The sequence below is a fragment of the Rhodococcus sp. GA1 genome (assembly GCF_024321955.1).
Lineage (GTDB): Bacteria > Actinomycetota > Actinomycetes > Mycobacteriales > Mycobacteriaceae > Rhodococcus > Rhodococcus pyridinivorans.
The window spans coordinates 3,115,475-3,131,227 of the sequence record NZ_CP097186.1; the positions used below are offsets into that span (position 1 = coordinate 3,115,475).

The 15,753-nt window shown below is 67.4% G+C and carries 14 protein-coding genes; 10 read left to right on the plus strand and 4 right to left on the minus strand.

Annotated elements, in window-relative coordinates:
• Positions 1–119: 119 nt before the first annotated feature.
• Complete coding sequence (locus tag M3330_RS14805) at positions 120–653, plus strand: hypothetical protein (protein WP_039585044.1); 534 nt, start codon at positions 120–122, stop codon at positions 651–653.
• A gap of 118 nt (positions 654–771) precedes the next feature.
• Complete coding sequence (locus M3330_RS14810) at positions 772–1,242, plus strand: VOC family protein (RefSeq protein WP_255025220.1); 471 nt, start codon at positions 772–774, stop codon at positions 1,240–1,242.
• Positions 1,243–1,251: 9 nt separating this feature from the next.
• On the opposite strand, the gene M3330_RS14815 is transcribed toward M3330_RS14810, so the two are convergent.
• Positions 1,252–2,271, minus strand: a complete 1,020-nt coding sequence (locus tag M3330_RS14815; protein WP_303627209.1) for a sigma-70 family RNA polymerase sigma factor — start codon at positions 2,269–2,271, stop codon at positions 1,252–1,254.
• 186 nt (positions 2,272–2,457) lie between these two features.
• Here M3330_RS14815 and M3330_RS14820 point away from each other — a divergent pair, with 186 nt between their 5' ends.
• The 7 genes from M3330_RS14820 to M3330_RS14850 all read left to right on the plus strand — a co-directional run bounded on the left by M3330_RS14820 (position 2,458) and on the right by M3330_RS14850 (position 9,832).
• Entirely contained in the window at positions 2,458–3,894 is a 1,437-nt protein-coding gene (locus tag M3330_RS14820; protein WP_051121662.1) for an AarF/ABC1/UbiB kinase family protein, read from the plus strand.
• Between the two features lie 112 nt (positions 3,895–4,006).
• A complete protein-coding gene (locus M3330_RS14825; RefSeq protein ID WP_255025221.1) occupies positions 4,007–4,816 on the plus strand; it encodes a crotonase/enoyl-CoA hydratase family protein in 810 nt (269 codons plus the stop codon).
• A gap of 40 nt (positions 4,817–4,856) precedes the next feature.
• A complete protein-coding gene (locus M3330_RS14830) occupies positions 4,857–6,014 on the plus strand; it encodes an acyl-CoA dehydrogenase family protein (protein WP_255025222.1) in 1,158 nt (385 codons plus the stop codon).
• A 2-nt stretch (positions 6,015–6,016) separates the two neighbouring features.
• On the plus strand, positions 6,017–7,048 hold the full coding sequence (locus M3330_RS14835) for an AMP-binding protein (RefSeq protein ID WP_255025223.1): 1,032 nt from the start codon (positions 6,017–6,019) through the stop codon (positions 7,046–7,048).
• Positions 7,045–7,653, plus strand: a complete 609-nt coding sequence (locus tag M3330_RS14840) for a TetR/AcrR family transcriptional regulator (RefSeq protein WP_232333390.1) — start codon at positions 7,045–7,047, stop codon at positions 7,651–7,653. The genes M3330_RS14835 and M3330_RS14840 overlap by 4 nt, the downstream gene beginning before the upstream one ends.
• Complete coding sequence (locus tag M3330_RS14845) at positions 7,650–8,795, plus strand: acyl-CoA dehydrogenase family protein (RefSeq protein WP_006553729.1); 1,146 nt, start codon at positions 7,650–7,652, stop codon at positions 8,793–8,795. Before M3330_RS14840 ends, M3330_RS14845 begins: the two co-directional genes overlap by 4 nt.
• Positions 8,792–9,832, plus strand: coding sequence for an acyl-CoA dehydrogenase family protein (locus M3330_RS14850; RefSeq protein ID WP_255025225.1), 1,041 nt, complete (start codon positions 8,792–8,794; stop codon positions 9,830–9,832). Before M3330_RS14845 ends, M3330_RS14850 begins: the two co-directional genes overlap by 4 nt.
• 113 nt (positions 9,833–9,945) lie before the next feature.
• On the opposite strand, the gene M3330_RS14855 is transcribed toward M3330_RS14850, so the two are convergent.
• The gene (locus M3330_RS14855; RefSeq protein WP_039958456.1) at positions 9,946–12,558 is read right to left on the minus strand and encodes an AMP-binding protein; all 2,613 of its coding nucleotides are present in this window, start codon (positions 12,556–12,558) and stop codon (positions 9,946–9,948) included.
• Between the two features lie 224 nt (positions 12,559–12,782).
• Positions 12,783–13,205, minus strand: coding sequence for an STAS domain-containing protein (locus M3330_RS14860; RefSeq protein ID WP_052039944.1), 423 nt, complete (start codon positions 13,203–13,205; stop codon positions 12,783–12,785).
• Between the two features lie 293 nt (positions 13,206–13,498).
• Between M3330_RS14860 and M3330_RS14865 the strand changes: the two genes are divergently transcribed.
• The gene (locus M3330_RS14865; RefSeq protein ID WP_255025227.1) at positions 13,499–14,725 is read left to right on the plus strand and encodes a DICT sensory domain-containing protein; all 1,227 of its coding nucleotides are present in this window, start codon (positions 13,499–13,501) and stop codon (positions 14,723–14,725) included.
• Positions 14,726–14,741: 16 nt separating this feature from the next.
• On the opposite strand, the gene M3330_RS14870 is transcribed toward M3330_RS14865, so the two are convergent.
• On the minus strand, positions 14,742–15,752 hold the full coding sequence (locus tag M3330_RS14870; RefSeq protein WP_006553724.1) for a DICT sensory domain-containing protein: 1,011 nt from the start codon (positions 15,750–15,752) through the stop codon (positions 14,742–14,744).
• Position 15,753 lies beyond the last annotated feature (1 nt).

Genomic DNA, 15,753 nt, shown 5'->3' on the forward strand with positions numbered 1-15,753 from the left:
CACGGCAACGATTCGACCACAACCGGGGGAGGATCAGGGTCGGCGTCACCCGAAGTGATGAGGCATTTGCCGCCCATCGGGCGACGCGCGCGGGGGGATGTGCGCGCGATTCTGAGGTCATGTTCAGCCACATCGCCGCTTTCATCGTCGGGTGCGAGATCGCGTTCTGGGTCGTGCTCGCGGCCGGCCTCGTGTGCCGGTATCTGCTCCGGCTCCGGAGGACGGGCACGGTGCTGCTCGCCCTGATCCCGCTGATCGACGTCGTTCTGCTCGCGGCCGTCGCGGTGGATCTGCACAACGGGGCGGAGGTCGGCTGGGTCCACCGCGCCGCGGGTATCTATCTCGGTGCGAGTGTCGCCTTCGGGCCGAGCGTCGTCCGGTGGGCCGACCGGCGGTTCGCCTATCACCTCGCGGGTGGTCCGAAACCGGAACGCGCTCCGAAGGAGGGCCCGGAGGCCTTCCGCAAGGAATGTGTGGACTTCGGGCGATGGCTGCTCGCGGCCGGGATCAGTGCGGCAGCCGTGCTCGGGCTCGGGTCGACCGTCGCGAACGGCGAACAGGCCTCGGCGCTGTACGGAATCTTCCCCACCCTCGCCACGATCACGGTGATCTGGCTGATCACGGGCCCGGTCTGGGTGCTCGGTAAACAGTGACGACCACACCGCGCCGAGAAATCTCGGGGTGCGCGATGAGTTCTCACGGGGCGGCCGGTCTGTATCGGTGACACCCGCACCGCGTCCCGCACAGGACGGGCCGACCACAGGAGAAACCATGTCGCGCATGCTGTTCGTCAATCTCGCCGTCGAGAACATCACCGCCACCCGCGCATTCTTCGACACGCTCGGATTCACCTTCAACGACATGTTCTGCGACGAGAACACCGCGTGCCTGGAGATCAACGAGCAGACCTACGTGATGTTGCTCGAGAAGCCGCGATTCCGCGACTTCATCAACGACGACATCTGCGACACCACGAAGGCGCATGAGGCGCTGATGTGCGTCTCGGCCGACAGTCGCGACGGCGTCGACGCGCTCGTCGACGGCGCGATCGCGGCCGGCGGCAGCGAATGGGTGACGACCGGGGCCGAGAAGGCGAAGGAGGACATGGGCGACTACGCGTACCAGCGGGCCTTCCGCGACCTCGACGGCCATGTCTGGGAGGTCATGTGGATGGACATGTCGGCTGCGGCGCAGGCCTGGGCTCCGGAGGACGCCGAGGAGAACGCCACCGCAGAAGCCTGACCGCGACCGTCAGCGGGCTGCCGGGTCCTCCGGCAGCCCGAATCGCGCGAACAACGCCGTGGTGTCGTCGGAGAAGAAGACGGTGGCGTGCGCGACCCTACTGTCGACGATGTCGAGCACCTGCAGTTGGAAAGGGTGGTGGCGGCCGTCCTCCCCTCGCATGTACAGCCCGAACGCCGGCTGGCCGTTGGCCACGGTGGGAAGCAGTATCTGGTCGCCGGGACCCTTCGCGGGGCAGTTCTCCTTGATGAGGGTGACGATCGCCTCGGGGCCCTGGTACCAGCCTTCGAAGGGCGGCATCTCCCAGACGGCGTCCTGGGTGAGCATCTCGACGAGCGAATCGATGTCGTACTTCTCGAAGCCGTCGACCCAGCGCTGCAGTAACGCCTTCGTCTCGGCGCTGTCGGGTTCGGCGAGGTCGTCGTCCCGGACCTGGGCGTCCTTCAGCTGCGCACGTGCCCGCTGCAGAAGACTGTTGACCGCCGCCGTCGACGTGTCGAGCGCGGCCGCGACCTCGGTGGCGCGCCACTGCAGGACCTCGCGGAGCAGCAGGACCGCGCGCTGGCGGGCGGACAGGTGCTGCAGAGCAGCGACGAACGCGAGGCGGACGGAATCGCGGGATGCAGCGATGGTGGCGGGATCCGACGGATCGTCGGTGGCGTACCCCACGGGGAACGGCTCGAGCCACGGCACCTCGGGACGGGTGACCAGATCGTCGGTGGGATCGGAACGGGGCGCGCCGAGCCCGGTGGGCAACGGCCGACGGCTACGACCTTCGAGCGCCGTCAGGCACACGTTGGTGGCGATACGGTGCAGCCACGTGCGCAGTGAGGAGCGGCCCCCGAAGTTCTCGTAACCGCGCCAGGCGCGCAGGTAGGTCTCCTGGACCAGGTCTTCCGCATCGTGCAGCGACCCGCTCATGCGATAACAGTGGGCGAGCAGTTCGCGACGGAACGGCTCGGCGAGTTCCATGAAATCGGTCGACGTCGATGTCGAACCGGCAGATTCTTCGAGCAGTTGTTCGGTCATGAGCGCGATACCCCCGGCTGGTCGGACCCGAATCCGCTACCCGTCAGAGAGTAGTCGGGGGCACCGACAGAAGACAGATGATCGCCGGGTCTCGATCGGGGCGCCGGATGCAGGTACCGTGCACGAAGTCGCGCCGAGGTGAGCGCGTGGTGGACGGAGTGGGGACAGGTCGTGCACGAGTACACGCTGCGCGAAGGCGTATCCGGAGCGCGGGGTCACAGCAGGCCCGAGCGCAACGGGCCCGTCGGCCCCTTCGCCGACGTCCTTCCACCCGGGGCACTGGACGTCGAGCGGCCTCCGCTCGACCGGTTCGGGCCGGCCGAGCTCGGACGGGCCGTGGTCGTCGCCGCCGTCCTGATCGCCTTCGTGGTGTGGGCGGTGTTGCGGTGGACCGTCCGGCCCCGGCAGCACAGCGTCGTCGAAGCGGCCGCGCACGGCACCGTCGACGCCTTCGAACATCTCGGGCCGACCTTCGTGAAGCTGGGCCAGCTCATCGCGTCGTCACCCGGACTGTTCCCCGCGGCCCTCGCCGACGCGTGCCTGCGCATGCTCGACGACGTGCCGACCTTCCCTTCCGAGCAGGCCCGCGCGGTGATCGAGGAGGATCTCGGACACCGCATCGACGAGATGTTCGAGTCGTTCGACGATGTGCCGCTCGCCGCGGCGTCCGTGGCCCAGGTGCACGGGTGCGTGCTGCGCGACGGCCGACGGGCCGTGGTGAAGGTGCAGCGACCGGGGATCGCGCACCGCATGCTCGTCGATCTGCGCGCCGCCTACATGGGCGCGAAGCTGCTGCAGCTCTTCGAGTTCTTCCGTATCGCGAACACTCCGGGGATCATCCGCGATCTCTACAACGCGACGATGACCGAGCTCAACGCGGCGGTCGAAGCGGATCGTCAGGATCGTTTCCGCCGCAACATCTCCGCGTTCGGCGACAACGTCTACGTCACGGTGCCCGAGGTGTACTGGCAGTGGTGCGGTCCGCGGGTGATCTGCATGGAGCGCCTGCAGGGCAAGCCCGTCGACCGGGTGGTGCCGGGCCAGGACGATCTCGACACCTCCCTGCTCGTGCGCCGCGGAGTGAAGGTGTGGATGGAGGCGGTGCTCTGTCACGGCCCGTTCCACGGCGACGTGCACGCGGGCAATCTCTGGCTGCTCGACGACGGACGTGTCGCGCTGCTCGACTTCGGCATCGTCGGCGAACTGCCCGAGAAGTGGCGCGCGCTGCTGCGGGCGTTGTTCCGCGCGGCCCTGCTCGACGGGGACTTCACGGCGGTCGCGCAGAGTGTGCGGGCGCTCGGTGTCGCCGCCGACCTCGACGTCGACGACGCGGCGGTCGGCCGGCAGGTTGCCGAGATCTTCGGTCCGCTGCTCGGTCAGGACGTGGGGGAGTTGCGGCTCAGCGAACTGATCGGTGCGCTCGTCTCGCTCGGCCGCAAGTGGAACACGTCGACGCCCGAGGAACTCGTGTTGTTCGGGAAGCAGCTCGGATATTTCGAGCGCTACGCGACCGCGCTGGCGCCGGGCTGGGTGCTCGGCCGCGATCCCTTCGTCTTCCGGAACATCTTCCCGGACGAGGTAGCCATAAGAATCGCCGAATCGAACGTGAGCCTGCCCGACTGAGCCACGAGCCCGTTCGGTCTTTACAGGATCCGACCGGCCCCGTAATTTGAACGATCGTTCGACCAAATTATGGTGCGAGCCACACACTGGCTACCGGAAGGACCGCGACCGCATGGCAACTTCGCAGGACGTCGTACTGAGCACGCGCGACGGAAACGTCGTGACCTGGACGATCAACCTTCCGGAGGCGCGCAACCCGATCTCGGGTGACGACGTCGTCGACCGTCTCGTCGAGCTCGTCGAGGAGGCCAACCGCGACATCGACACCCGCGTCGTCATTCTCACCGGCGCCGGATCGGCCTTCTCCGCCGGCGGCAACGTCAAGGACATGGACGAACGTCGCGGCATGTTCGGCGGCAGCCCCCACGCCCTGCGCGAGGGCTACCGTTACGGCATCCAGCGCCTGCCCCGCGCCATCTACCACTGCGAGGTCCCGATCATCGCCGCGGTCAACGGACCGGCCGTAGGCGCCGGCTGCGACCTCGCGATGATGTGCGACATGCGGATCGCCTCGTCGAAGGCGTTCTTCGCGGAGAGCTTCGTCAAGCTCGGCATCATCCCCGGCGACGGCGGCGCCTGGCTGCTTCCGCGCGCGGTCGGGGCGGCGCGCGCCGCCGAGATGGCCTTCACCGGCGACCGCGTCGACGCCGCGACGGCATTCGACTGGGGCATGGTCTCGCAGGTCGTCGAACCCGAGCAGCTCCTCGACGCCGCGAATGCGCTCGCCGCCCGCGTCGCCGTCAACCCCCCGAGCGCACTGCGGATGACGAAGAAGTTGCTGCGCGAAGGTCAGCGCGTCGATCTCGACACGCTCCTCGAACTGTCGGCCTCCTTCCAGGCGCTCTCGCACCACACCGAGGACCACCGCGAAGCCCTCTCGGCGTTCCTCGAACGACGCACCGGCGACTTCACCGGCAACTGACCTTCCCCTCTCCTTGCCCCCACACCCCGGAGGACAAGCCATGCAGCGGACGATCTTCACCGAAGAACACGAGCAGTTCCGGAAGATGGTGCGCGACTTCATCGAACGTGAGGTCGCGCCGTATCGCGAGGAATGGGACGAGATGGGTCGCCCGCCCCGCGAATTCTTCCGCCGGCTGGGCGAACTCGGCATCCTGGGGATCCAGGTCCCCGAGGAGTTCGGCGGAGGGGGCGAGTCCGGCTTCAAGTTCAACACGATCGTCTTCGAAGAGGTTGCGCGCGCCGGAGTCTCGTTCGGCTCCTACACCGTGCACGCCTGCCTGATCCTGCCCTACCTGCTCGAGTACGCGACCGAGGAGCAGAAGCAGCGCTGGCTGCCCGGCTTCGCCGACGGCTCGATCATGACCGCGATCGCGATGACCGAGCCCGGCACCGGCTCCGACCTCGCCAACATCGCGACCTCGGCGAAGCTGTCCGAGGACGGCAAGCACTACATCATCAACGGCGCGAAGACCTTCATCACCGGCGGCGTCACCGCCGACCTCATCCTCACGGTCTGCCGTACGAGTCCGTTCGATCCCGAGAACCGCCGCGGCGGCCTGTCGATCATCGCGGTGCCCACCGACACCGAGGGCTTCGCGGTAGGCCGCAAGCTCGACAAGATCGGCCTGCACCAGCAGGACACCGCCGAGCTCTCGTACACCGACGTGAAGGTGCCGGTCGAGAACCTCCTCGGTGAGGAAGGCGCGGGCTTCGGCTACCTCACCCACAACCTGCCGCAGGAGCGTCTGAGCATCGCTCTGAACCAGGTCGGCTTCGCCGAGGCCGCCATCGCCCACGCGATCGCATACACCAAGGAACGCAAGGTCTTCGGCAAGCCCGTCGCCTCGTTCCAGAACACCAAGTTCGTGCTCGCCGAGTGCTCGGCCGAGACCCAGGCCGCGCGTGTCTACGTCGACCACTGCCTCGAACTGCTCGACCGCAAGGAACTGACGGTCGCCGATGCGGCCCGCGCGAAGCTGTTCTGCACCGAGGTCTCCGGTCGCGTCATCGACAAGTGCCTGCAACTGCACGGCGGCTACGGCTACATCACCGAGTATCCGATCGCCCGGCTGTACGCCGACACCCGCGTGACCCGGATCTACGGTGGCACCAGCGAGGTCATGAAGACGATCATCTCCAAGGATCTGGGGCTGTAGGCATGTACCCGGGCCGTTACGCCGCCGTCGCCCCGGATCGGCCCGCCGTGCACGAGGCCGCGACCGGCCGGACACTCACCTATCGGGAGCTCGAGGGCGCGTCCGTCCGGTTCGCGCACTGGCTGCGCGCACACGACGTCGGGAAGGGCGACCACATCGCGGTCGTCACCGTCAACGACGCCACTGCGTTCGAACTATACTGGGGGGCAGTTCGTTCGGGCGTCTACGTCACCTTCGTCAACACGCATCTCGCTCCCGTCGAGGCCGCGTACATCGTCGACGACTGCGACGCGAAGGTGCTCGTCGTCTCGGCGCCGCTCGCCGACCTCGCCGAGGCGATCGTGCCGCTCACCCCGAAGGTGACGCACCGTGTCGCCTTCGACGAGAACACCGTCTACCTGTCGCCGGCACCGATCTACCACGCCGCGCTCTTGCGGTACGGCGTGTCGGCGCAGGCGCTCGGTGGCCCGGGCACACTCGGCCTGGCGCGCATCTGCGACGAGAACGGCAATCGGCTACCCACCGGCGAGATCGGCACCGTCTACTTCGAGCGGGACGACTTCTCGTTCGAGTACCACAAGGATCCGGACAAGACGGCGTCCACCAGGCACCCTTTCGAGAAGAACTGGTTCACCACAGGCGACGTCGGATATCTCGACGAGGACGACTATCTGTTCCTCACCGGAAGGGACAAGTTCACGATCATCTCGGGCGGGGTGAACATCTACCCGCAGGAGATCGAGAACGTCCTCGCGCTGCACCCGTCGATCGCGGATGTCGCGGTGGTCGGCGTGCCGGATGCGGACCGCGGTGAACGTGTCGAAGCGTTCGTGCAGCTCGTCCCCGAGGCAGAGGGATCCGACGACGCCGAGGACGACATCATCGGGTTCTGCCGGGAGCGCCTCTCGCGTTTCAAGTGCCCCCGGCACGTGCGGTTCGTCGACGAACTGCCGCGCACGCCGACGGGCAAGATGGTCAAGGGCAGGCTCGGCGAGCTGATCGCGCAGTACGCCGATACCGGAGCGTTGTCGTGAGAGTGCTGTCGCCGAAGCAGCGCGTCTTCATCGAGGCGGGCCGGAAAGAGTTCGTGCGCAACGGATACGGCTCGTCGTCGATCCGGACCATCGCGCAGGAGGCAGGCGTGAGCCTGTCCGCCCTGTACTACCACTACAAGAACAAACAGGATCTGCTGCTGGCGATCCTGCTCGACGGCGTCGACACCTACGACGCGGTCTGTGACGCCGAACTCGCCCGCGTCGGCGACGATCCGGTCGAGCAGATCCGCGCGTTCGTCAAGGGGAACGTCATCTTCCGCACGCAGTTCCCCGAGCAGGGACGCATGATCGCGACGGAGGTGCGCAATCTCGAACCCGAGGGTGCGCTGCTGTACGAGGAAGGCCGGCGCGCCGGCCGAAGGCGGATCCGCGACATCATCGATCGCGGTGTCGCACAAGGTGTCTTCACCACGAAGTATCCCGACGACTGCCGCCGATCGATTCTGGCGATGGTCTCGGCTATCGCCAACTGGTACGACCCCGCGGGTCCGGACGGCCCGGACGAGATCGCAGAACGCTACGCGGACCTGTCGCTGGCGCTGCTGTGTCCCACCATCACCGGTGGAGAAGGAGATCAACGATGAGTGCACGACTCGTGCCGAGGGCGGGCACCCCCGACCCGGCACTGACGGAACTCCGTGCCGAGGTACGGGCGTTCCTGAAGGAACAGATCGACGCGGGCGTGTTCACCCCAGGCATCGACACCTGGCTGACGCGATGGAACCCCGAGTTCACGCGCGCACTCGCCGCTCGCGGTTGGGTCGGCATGACGATCCCCGTCGAGTACGGCGGACACGGACGAACCTTCATGGAGCGCTTCGTCGTCACCGAGGAGCTGCTCGCGGTGGGCGCGCCGGTCGCCGCCCAGTGGGTCGCCGACCGCCAGGCCGCACCGTCGCTACTGAAGTACGGCACCGAAGAGCAGAAGCAGCGGTTCCTGCCGGGCATCGCGGCCGGTGAGATCTGCTGGGCCATCGGAATGTCCGAGCCCGACTCCGGATCCGACCTCGCGAGCGTCAAGACGAAGGCCACGCAGGTGGACGGTGGGTGGCGGATCTCCGGCACCAAGTTGTGGACGTCCGGGGCCCACCACGCCGACGCCTTCTTCGGCCTCGCGCGGTCCGCCCCGCTCGATCCCGCGCACCGCCACGACGGGCTGAGCCAGTTCATCGTGCTGCTCGACTCCCCGGGCGTGACCATCCGGCCGATCCTGTCGATGTCCGGCGACCACCACTTCAACGAGGTGCTGCTCGACGACGTCTTCGTCCCGGACGACCTGGTGCTCGGACAGATCGGCGCCGGCTGGGAACAGGTGACGAGCGAGCTCGGATACGAGCGCAGCGGTCCCGAACGTTTCCTGTCGACCTTCGGGGTGCTCGAATCCCTCGTACACGGTGTGGCCGACGGCAGCGTCGAAGCGGACACCCGCATCGGAGCGACCATCGGGCGCATCGCGGGTCTGCACCGCATGTCCACCGCGGTCTCCGAGTCCCTCGAACGTGGCGAGAACGCCGAACTCGCGGCGTCGGTAGTGAAGGTGCTCGGCACGAAGACCGAAGGGGACCTGGCGGATCTCGCCGACGAGGTCGCGGGATACACCGCGGCCGACGCACATCTGGCCGAGCTCGTCCGGGCAGGAGTCATGCAACGACCGGGCTTCACACTGCGCGGCGGCACGAGCGAGATCCTCCGCGGGGTCATCGCACGAGGATTGGGGATGAGATGAGCGGGCAGGACGCACTGCAGTCGACGGAACTGCGCGACTTCGCACAGATGCTGTCCGAGGTGTTCACCTCGGGCGACGACCACCGCATCGGTGACGTCGTCGAACTCGATCGTGCCCTGTGGAGCACCCTCACCGAGCTCGGCCTCGATCGGCTCACCGGTTCGGAGGACAGTGGTGGAAGCGGCGCGGGATGGCTCGAAGCCGCCCTGCTGCTCGAAGCTGCCGGCAGTGCTGCTGCTGCCGTGCCGGTGGCCGAGAACGATCTGCTCGCGGGTTGGCTCCTCGAGCAGGCAGGCCTCGAGGCGGTGCCGGCCGTGCGTACCGCCTCGGTGCTCGACGCCGACGGCCGCGCACGCCACGTGCCGTGGGCCCGGTTCGCGGACTCGATCGTCGTGTTGTGGGAGTCACCGCAGGGATGGCAGGTCGCCGAGGTCGCTCGCGGCGATGTCGAGATCGTCGAGGCCGTGAACCTGGCGGCGGAGCCCCGCGACCACGTGTGCGTCGACCTGTCGGCACTGTCGGGACGTGACGTTCCGGCGGGCACCGCCGACGAGTTCCGCTACCGGGGCGCGCTCGTCCGTGCGCTGGCCACCGCGGGTGCGATGGATCGGGTTCTCGAGCTCGTCGTCGATCACACCACTGCCCGCGTGCAGTTCGGTCGTCCGCTGGCCAAGTTCCAGGCGGTGCAGGCGCTCGTCGCCGACATCGCCACCGAGGCCTCGCTCGTGCACGCCGCCGCGGATGGTGCGGTCGATGCCGTTCTCGCCGGTGGTTTCGATGACGCGTCGACCCGCTTCGCGATCGCGGCGGCCGCGTCGTGTGCCGGGCATGCGGCGTCGGTCGTCGCCCGCAACGCGCATCAGGCGCTCGGTGCGATCGGCTTCACGATGGAACACGAGCTGCATCGGCACGCCAACCGGATCCTGTCGTGGCGCAGCGAATTCGGCACGGTCGCGTCGTGGGATTCCGAACTGCTCGCCGCGGCCGGTGAAGCCGGGGACGTGTGGGCGTTGATCACGGGTGGCCCGGCACGCTGACGAGCACGAGACATGTCGGTGCATGCTTCAACGCGGTCTTATCGATGTCGTTCACAGGGGCGAGGACTGCACACCACGCGTCCCGGGATCTTCGAACCAGTAGCAGTGACAGTTCACGCCACCGGGGATCTCCCCGGCATCTCCGCAGCGTGGGACGGGGGCGAACCACTGCTGGTACCGGCCGGATTCGGATCGGATTTCGCCCTCGCAGCACCGACCCGTCGACGCAGAGCAAGGGTGACCGTCACGGCTTGCCAGAAGAGAATGCCGACCAGAATCGACAGGGCGAACGCCAACCAGGGATGGTCCTCTCGCAGCGGCAGATACACCTGGAAGTGCGTCAGGTAGATGTAGAGCGACGCGCTCGCCAGCACCCCTGCGATCCGGCTCAGCACAGGTGGGCAGGGAACGGACTCGAGCCACACCAGCAGGCCCAGCCCACCGATGACGAGAAGTTCTCGCTGGAGATCACCCGAGAAGTATCCGGGCACCGTGGCTGCGATCACCGCCGTGACGATCATTCGGTGCCACACGGTCGTCGACGTAGCGGCAGCCCAGCCCAGGGCGAACAACCAGAAGACCATCGACGCGCTCAGAATCAGATTGTTGCCGTCCCCGAGCTCGATCACCCGGTAGCGGGGGAGCAGACCCACACCCACCAAGGCCATCGCGAACCAGAACGAGTGCCTGCGCTCAACACGGTCGATGAGCGGGATGGACAACACCGCGATGACTACGAGCAGGATGTACACGATCGCTTCGATGAACCAGTACCGCCATTCGGGCGTCCACCCGTCGGGGCCGAGAATGCCGTTGAGCAACAACGCACTGGTCACGAGATAGTCCCCGGTCAGTGCGATCACGACGCCGAGCCACACCATGCTGGGTACGGCAATTCGGGCGACGCTGCCCAGGACATGTCGCACCCGTTCGGTACGGGGAGTGGCGAGATGAAAGCGTGCGAAGTTGTATCCGGCGACCCCCAGCAGCACATGCGCGCCGCCGAGAACCCCGAACAACCGGATGTGCGAACCGACGATCAGCACGATCGCAACAGCGCGGAGCAGCACGTTGGTCTCGACCGCCCGCCACCATCGTCGCCGGGGCGTAGGCACGAAATCCTTGATCGCGGTGGTGTGCCAGTTCTGGGGTAGATAGCCGAGCATGCGCTCGAGCCGCAGAGACATCTGCACATAGGACAGCGAGTCGCCGCCCAGGCTCACGAACGAGCTGTCGTCGGTGACCTGCCCACTGTGCAGCACCTCGGCATACAGGGTCCGCAGGGCGGCCGTGTCCACGACGGTGCTCTCTGCCTCGGGTGAATCGGGCGTCGCGTGGTGCACGAGCTCGGCCACTGCCCGAAGGTCGGGTTTGCCCGTGCCGGTCCGCGGAAGCTCGTCGACGAGACACACACGCACGGCCGCGACGGGAAGACCACAGGCCCGTGCGCTCGCGGACCGGATCGCCTCGAGATCGCTCGCACCCTCGACCGCCACGATCATGTCGTCCGTCCCGCCGACACAGCATGCTGTCAGTCCCTGTTCGGCGAGGGTCGACTCGACCTGCTGCAGGTCGATCCGTAGCCCGAAGATCTTGACGAAACGGCTGCGTCGGCCCACCACCTCGTACACGCCGCCGTCGATCTGCCGCGCGAGGTCGCCGGTCCGCAGTTCACCCTCGAGGACGTCCCCGAGACCCAGATCCTCGGGCGTGTGCGCGTAGCCGAGCATCACGTTCGGCCCCGTGTAGATCAGTTCACCGGTGCCGTCCGGAGCGTCCGGTATCGGCTCGAGCCGGAAGGATCCACCGGGAACAGCTCGTCCGATCGACTGCGGATAGTCGGAGGCGAGTTCCGGAGGCAGGTACGCCATCCGTGCGGTCGCCTCCGTCTGCCCGTACATGACGAAGAAATCCCAGCCCCGCTCACGGCCCGACTGCGTATAGGCGCGGACCCGATCCGGTGAGAGTCGACCGCCGGCCTGGGTGATGTAGCGCAGGTCGGGTAGGTCCAGTTCGTCGAATCCGAACCGATCGAGCAGATCGAACGTGTAGGGCACGCCGGCGAAGCTGGTGCCGCGGTGGTCTCGGAACAGCTCCCAGAACGCCGGGTCGGTCACCGAGCGGCTCGTGAGGATCACTGCGGCTCCGCGCAGTAGGTGGCTGTGGATGACAGAGAGCCCGTAGCAGTAATGCATCGGCAGCGTCGTCACTGCCCGGTCGGTACTACGGATGTCGAGGTACTCCGCGATCGACTCTGCATTGGACTGCACGTTGCGATGGGACAGGCGGACGAGTTTCGGGGAGCCCGTCGAGCCGGAGGTGCTCAGCAGCAGCGCCAGGTCGGGGTGCAGTACATGCGCAGAACCGTCACCCCGTTCCTCGATCGTCACGGTCCCGTCGATACTGCGCACCACCACGTCGGGTCGGTATGCGGCGATCAGGCCTTCGAAGGCTGCGGGGTGGTCGCCCGGCGCCAGCAGAACCGGATGTCCGGCGAGTAGGGCTGCAAGGTAGACGACAAGAACATCGATCTCGTTGGCACCTGCGATCAACACCAGTCGGCGGGTGTTGCCCAGCCGGGCAGTTGCCCGATGGACTCGGTCGGCCAGGTCGCTGTAGGTGACGGTTTCCTGCTGGGTGATCAAGGCTGGGGCGTCACCGAAGTCTTCCAGATGGAGGACGAAACGCACGCGAGGATGTTCCTTGCGGAAGAACGGGCTGAGCACCGATAGAGTGTAAGGGCTGCCAAACCTGACAACCGAGGGCTTGAATTGGCCTTTACCACCACCTTATGGGGTTCGCCCCCCCACACACACATGTCGCCGCGGTCGTGGGTGGATCCGATGCTGCAGTCGTGTCCGAGGTGTTGCGACGCGCGCACGTGGCGGGCGCACTGCTACAGCAGTCGGTTGCACGCCGGCCGGACGCCGTCACGCGCCCCTTGCTGTGATCAGGCAGCGGGTGCTGTGCCCGCGTCGCAGGGTGCGGCATCGGCTGTGACGTCGAGGTCGGGAGCGAGGATGTCGAGCAGCATGCGCACCTGGCGTGTGGGTGCGACGACGTGGAAACGGCCGGGCCGGATGTGAACGGCATCGGCGAGCATCGAGGCGACCTCGGAGTACATGAAGGTCACCTCGGACAGGTCGACGACGACGTGGTCGCCCGAGTGTGCGAGGTCGCCGAGAGTGGAGGCGAACTCCGCTCGGGCGGTCATGTCGAGATCTCCCTTCGCCCGCAGGACGCTGCAGCGACGGGAGGGCGAGTGGACGTCGAGACGGTAGCGCGGTGCTCGGGCGACCGTCTCTGCACCGACTCGTGAGAGTGCGCCGGTGTGGGTGACGATCCTGCGGGTGGTGCTCGTACGTGTGCTCATTGCGGTCTCCTGTCGGCGTGGATTTCGTGCCGTCCGGTGCGGGCTGGATCACGAGCAGACGGTCGGCCTGCTGGGGTCGTGGTGAGAACGTCGGGGTCCGGTGAGAACTCGCCTCGGGCTTGCACAGAGCCTGTCCGACGGATGTCGCTTCGCCACCACCCGTTCCATAACGGAACGATAACGAAACATCACAGTTCTGTAACGTAGGCGTTCGGAGCTGCGAAAATATCCTATGTTCCTGGCTCCGTCGGCCCGAGCGGACGATCGGTGGCCGGAGATGCGATGCTGGATCCATGAGCGCTGTTCCTGCCGACGCTGCCGCCGACGCGGAGGCCGCGTTCGGCGGCCTCGTCGTGGAGACGGAGCTCGCCCCCATCCACCGGCTCGGCAGCGGTGCGCTGTCCGCCGTCGAACTGCAACTGCGTGGTCCGGGAGGATCATCGTTGCACGATGCGACCGCTCTGAGCGAGGCCGCCCGGGCGATGCATCAGAAGTCGGAACTGGACCGGATCAAGTGGCGCAGGGCCGGACGGCAAGCCGAGTCGGCGGTTCCGCATCTGGTGACCGTCGATCTCGATTCGCTCGACGAACTCGGCGCGCCCGGGGATCGAGGGGGCCCGACCACGGTCGCTCTCATCACCGAGCAGGCGCTGATCGCCGCCCCTGCCAGGACGCTGCGCACCATTGCGGCGGCGCGCACCGCCGGCATGCTCGTCGCGGTGGACGGTGTGGGAGCGCGTGCTCAGGCCCTCGCGCTGCTGCCGCTCGTCGAACCGGATGTGATCATCACGTCGCCGGCCCTGATCGCGCGTGCGGCCGACGCCTCGACGGCGAGGATTGCCCACGCCGTCGCCGCGTACATCGAATCCAGCAGCGCGGTCGTCATCGCGCAGGGCGTCGATTCGGAACTGCATCGCCGCCGCGCTCTGGGATTGGCCGCCGAATACGGAATGGGCGCGCTGTATCCGACAGTCGGATCGACCGGTGATGCCGCGCAAGCGGATTCGGATGTCGAACCGATATCGCTGCGTCCGCGACGGGCCGTTCCCGGCGGCCCCGAACTCACTCCCTTCGCTCTGGCGTCCGAAGGACGCAGACGCACAAGTAGTTTCAAGCGACTTCTGGTGTCGATGAGCAAGCTGCTCGAGACCAACGCGGTGGGAGCCGGACCGGAGACGATCGTGCTCGGCACCTTCCAGCGCGCCGAGCACTTCACCCCGACCTCCCGGGTTCGATGGGCGCAGCTCGCCGAGCAGGTCGCCTACACCGGGGTCTACGGCGTCGGAATCGATCCCTACGTCGACTCCGCGGTACACCACGCGCCGTTGGACCCGAACGATCCGATCGTCGACGAATGGAACGTCGTCGTCCTCGGTCCGCACTTCGCGTGCGTACTCGCCGCGCTCGACATGCACACCGACGCAGAGGATCTCGACCGCGAGTTCCGCTACGTGCTGTCCTACGACCGCGGCACCGTGATCCGGTGCGCCCACAGCATCCTGGCGCGTTTCGAGGGGTGACCCGAGGGAGAGCGGCTCAGGACGAGGGTGGGACCTCCAAGGGGACCGGTCGGGGACGGGACAGGGTCGCGCGCGCCGCGCGGGCGACGGCCTCCCGGTCGTAGGAGACGACGTACTCGAACTCCCGCTCGCCGCCGGCCGTTCGACGGTGCAGGTCGAGGGCAGAGAGCGCGCACGCGAACGACTCTCCCAGGAGGATGACGTTCCACTCGTCGACGAGGGGATCGTGCGGCTCGATCGGGACGAGGTCCGGGCCCGAGGTGCTCGTGCCGAACCCGACCGCGAAGACCGCGACGTGCGCGAGGGTGTCGGCCATCGACAGCCATCGTCTGCGTGCGGCCCCGGTGAAGTGGTCGTGGTGCTGGAAGGTGCCGAGGGCGATCGTGTCGGGTCCGGCCTCCCCGGCTCGCGCCTCGAGGTCGGCGCTCATGGACACGAGCAGACCCTTGCCGCTCCGCACGCGTTCCCGACCGGCAGACAGGATGCGGAAGGGCGCGGCGGTCGCGTCGTCGAGCGGCGCACTCCAGGTGGGTTCACGGAACAACCCGCCGCGCGGCGACGAAGGGCCGGCTTCACCCTCCGCAACGTGTAGTGCTGTACCGCAACCGAAATCGATACCGTGGGCGAGGGCCGCCTCGCGATGAAGGTCGGAGTCGACGCCCTCGGCGAGAACGACGGAGTTCGTGCGCTCGCAGTGGGCCCGCAACGACAGCAGGGTAGTGGCGGCCCGCAGGTCGGATGCGACGAGCGCCTCGGCCGGTACGACGACCACCTCCGGCTCGACCAGAGCCAGGACGACCGTGGCGCGGGACGCCGATTCCGCGATGCGTACCGCCACGGCGAATCCGCGCTCGCGCACAGCGGCGATCCGGTGCAGGACCGTCGGGGGATCGGCGAACACCTCGTGCTCGTCGACCAGTGCGACGGCATCGCGTCCGGCCACCGGCCTGTGCGCGAGGTCGGTCAACGGCATCACAGCCGCGACGACCGTGCCGTCCACAAGGTCGTGGATCGTGCTCGCGTGCATG

Excerpts from the sequence above, each read along its gene's own strand:
- M3330_RS14805 (WP_039585044.1), top strand. The coding sequence starts at position 120 with ATGTTCAGCCACATCGCCGCTTTCATCGTCGGGTGCGAGATCGCGTTC.
- M3330_RS14810 (WP_255025220.1), top strand. The coding sequence starts at position 772 with ATGTCGCGCATGCTGTTCGTCAATCTCGCCGTCGAGAACATCACCGCC.
- M3330_RS14815 (WP_303627209.1), bottom strand. The coding sequence starts at position 2,271 with ATGACCGAACAACTGCTCGAAGAATCTGCCGGTTCGACATCGACGTCG.
- M3330_RS14825 (WP_255025221.1), top strand. The coding sequence starts at position 4,007 with ATGGCAACTTCGCAGGACGTCGTACTGAGCACGCGCGACGGAAACGTC.
- M3330_RS14830 (WP_255025222.1), top strand. The coding sequence starts at position 4,857 with ATGCAGCGGACGATCTTCACCGAAGAACACGAGCAGTTCCGGAAGATG.
- M3330_RS14835 (WP_255025223.1), top strand. The coding sequence starts at position 6,017 with ATGTACCCGGGCCGTTACGCCGCCGTCGCCCCGGATCGGCCCGCCGTG.
- M3330_RS14845 (WP_006553729.1), top strand. The coding sequence starts at position 7,650 with ATGAGTGCACGACTCGTGCCGAGGGCGGGCACCCCCGACCCGGCACTG.
- M3330_RS14850 (WP_255025225.1), top strand. The coding sequence starts at position 8,792 with ATGAGCGGGCAGGACGCACTGCAGTCGACGGAACTGCGCGACTTCGCA.
- M3330_RS14860 (WP_052039944.1), bottom strand. The coding sequence starts at position 13,205 with ATGAGCACACGTACGAGCACCACCCGCAGGATCGTCACCCACACCGGC.
- M3330_RS14865 (WP_255025227.1), top strand. The coding sequence starts at position 13,499 with ATGAGCGCTGTTCCTGCCGACGCTGCCGCCGACGCGGAGGCCGCGTTC.
- M3330_RS14870 (WP_006553724.1), bottom strand. The coding sequence starts at position 15,752 with ATGCACGCGAGCACGATCCACGACCTTGTGGACGGCACGGTCGTCGCG.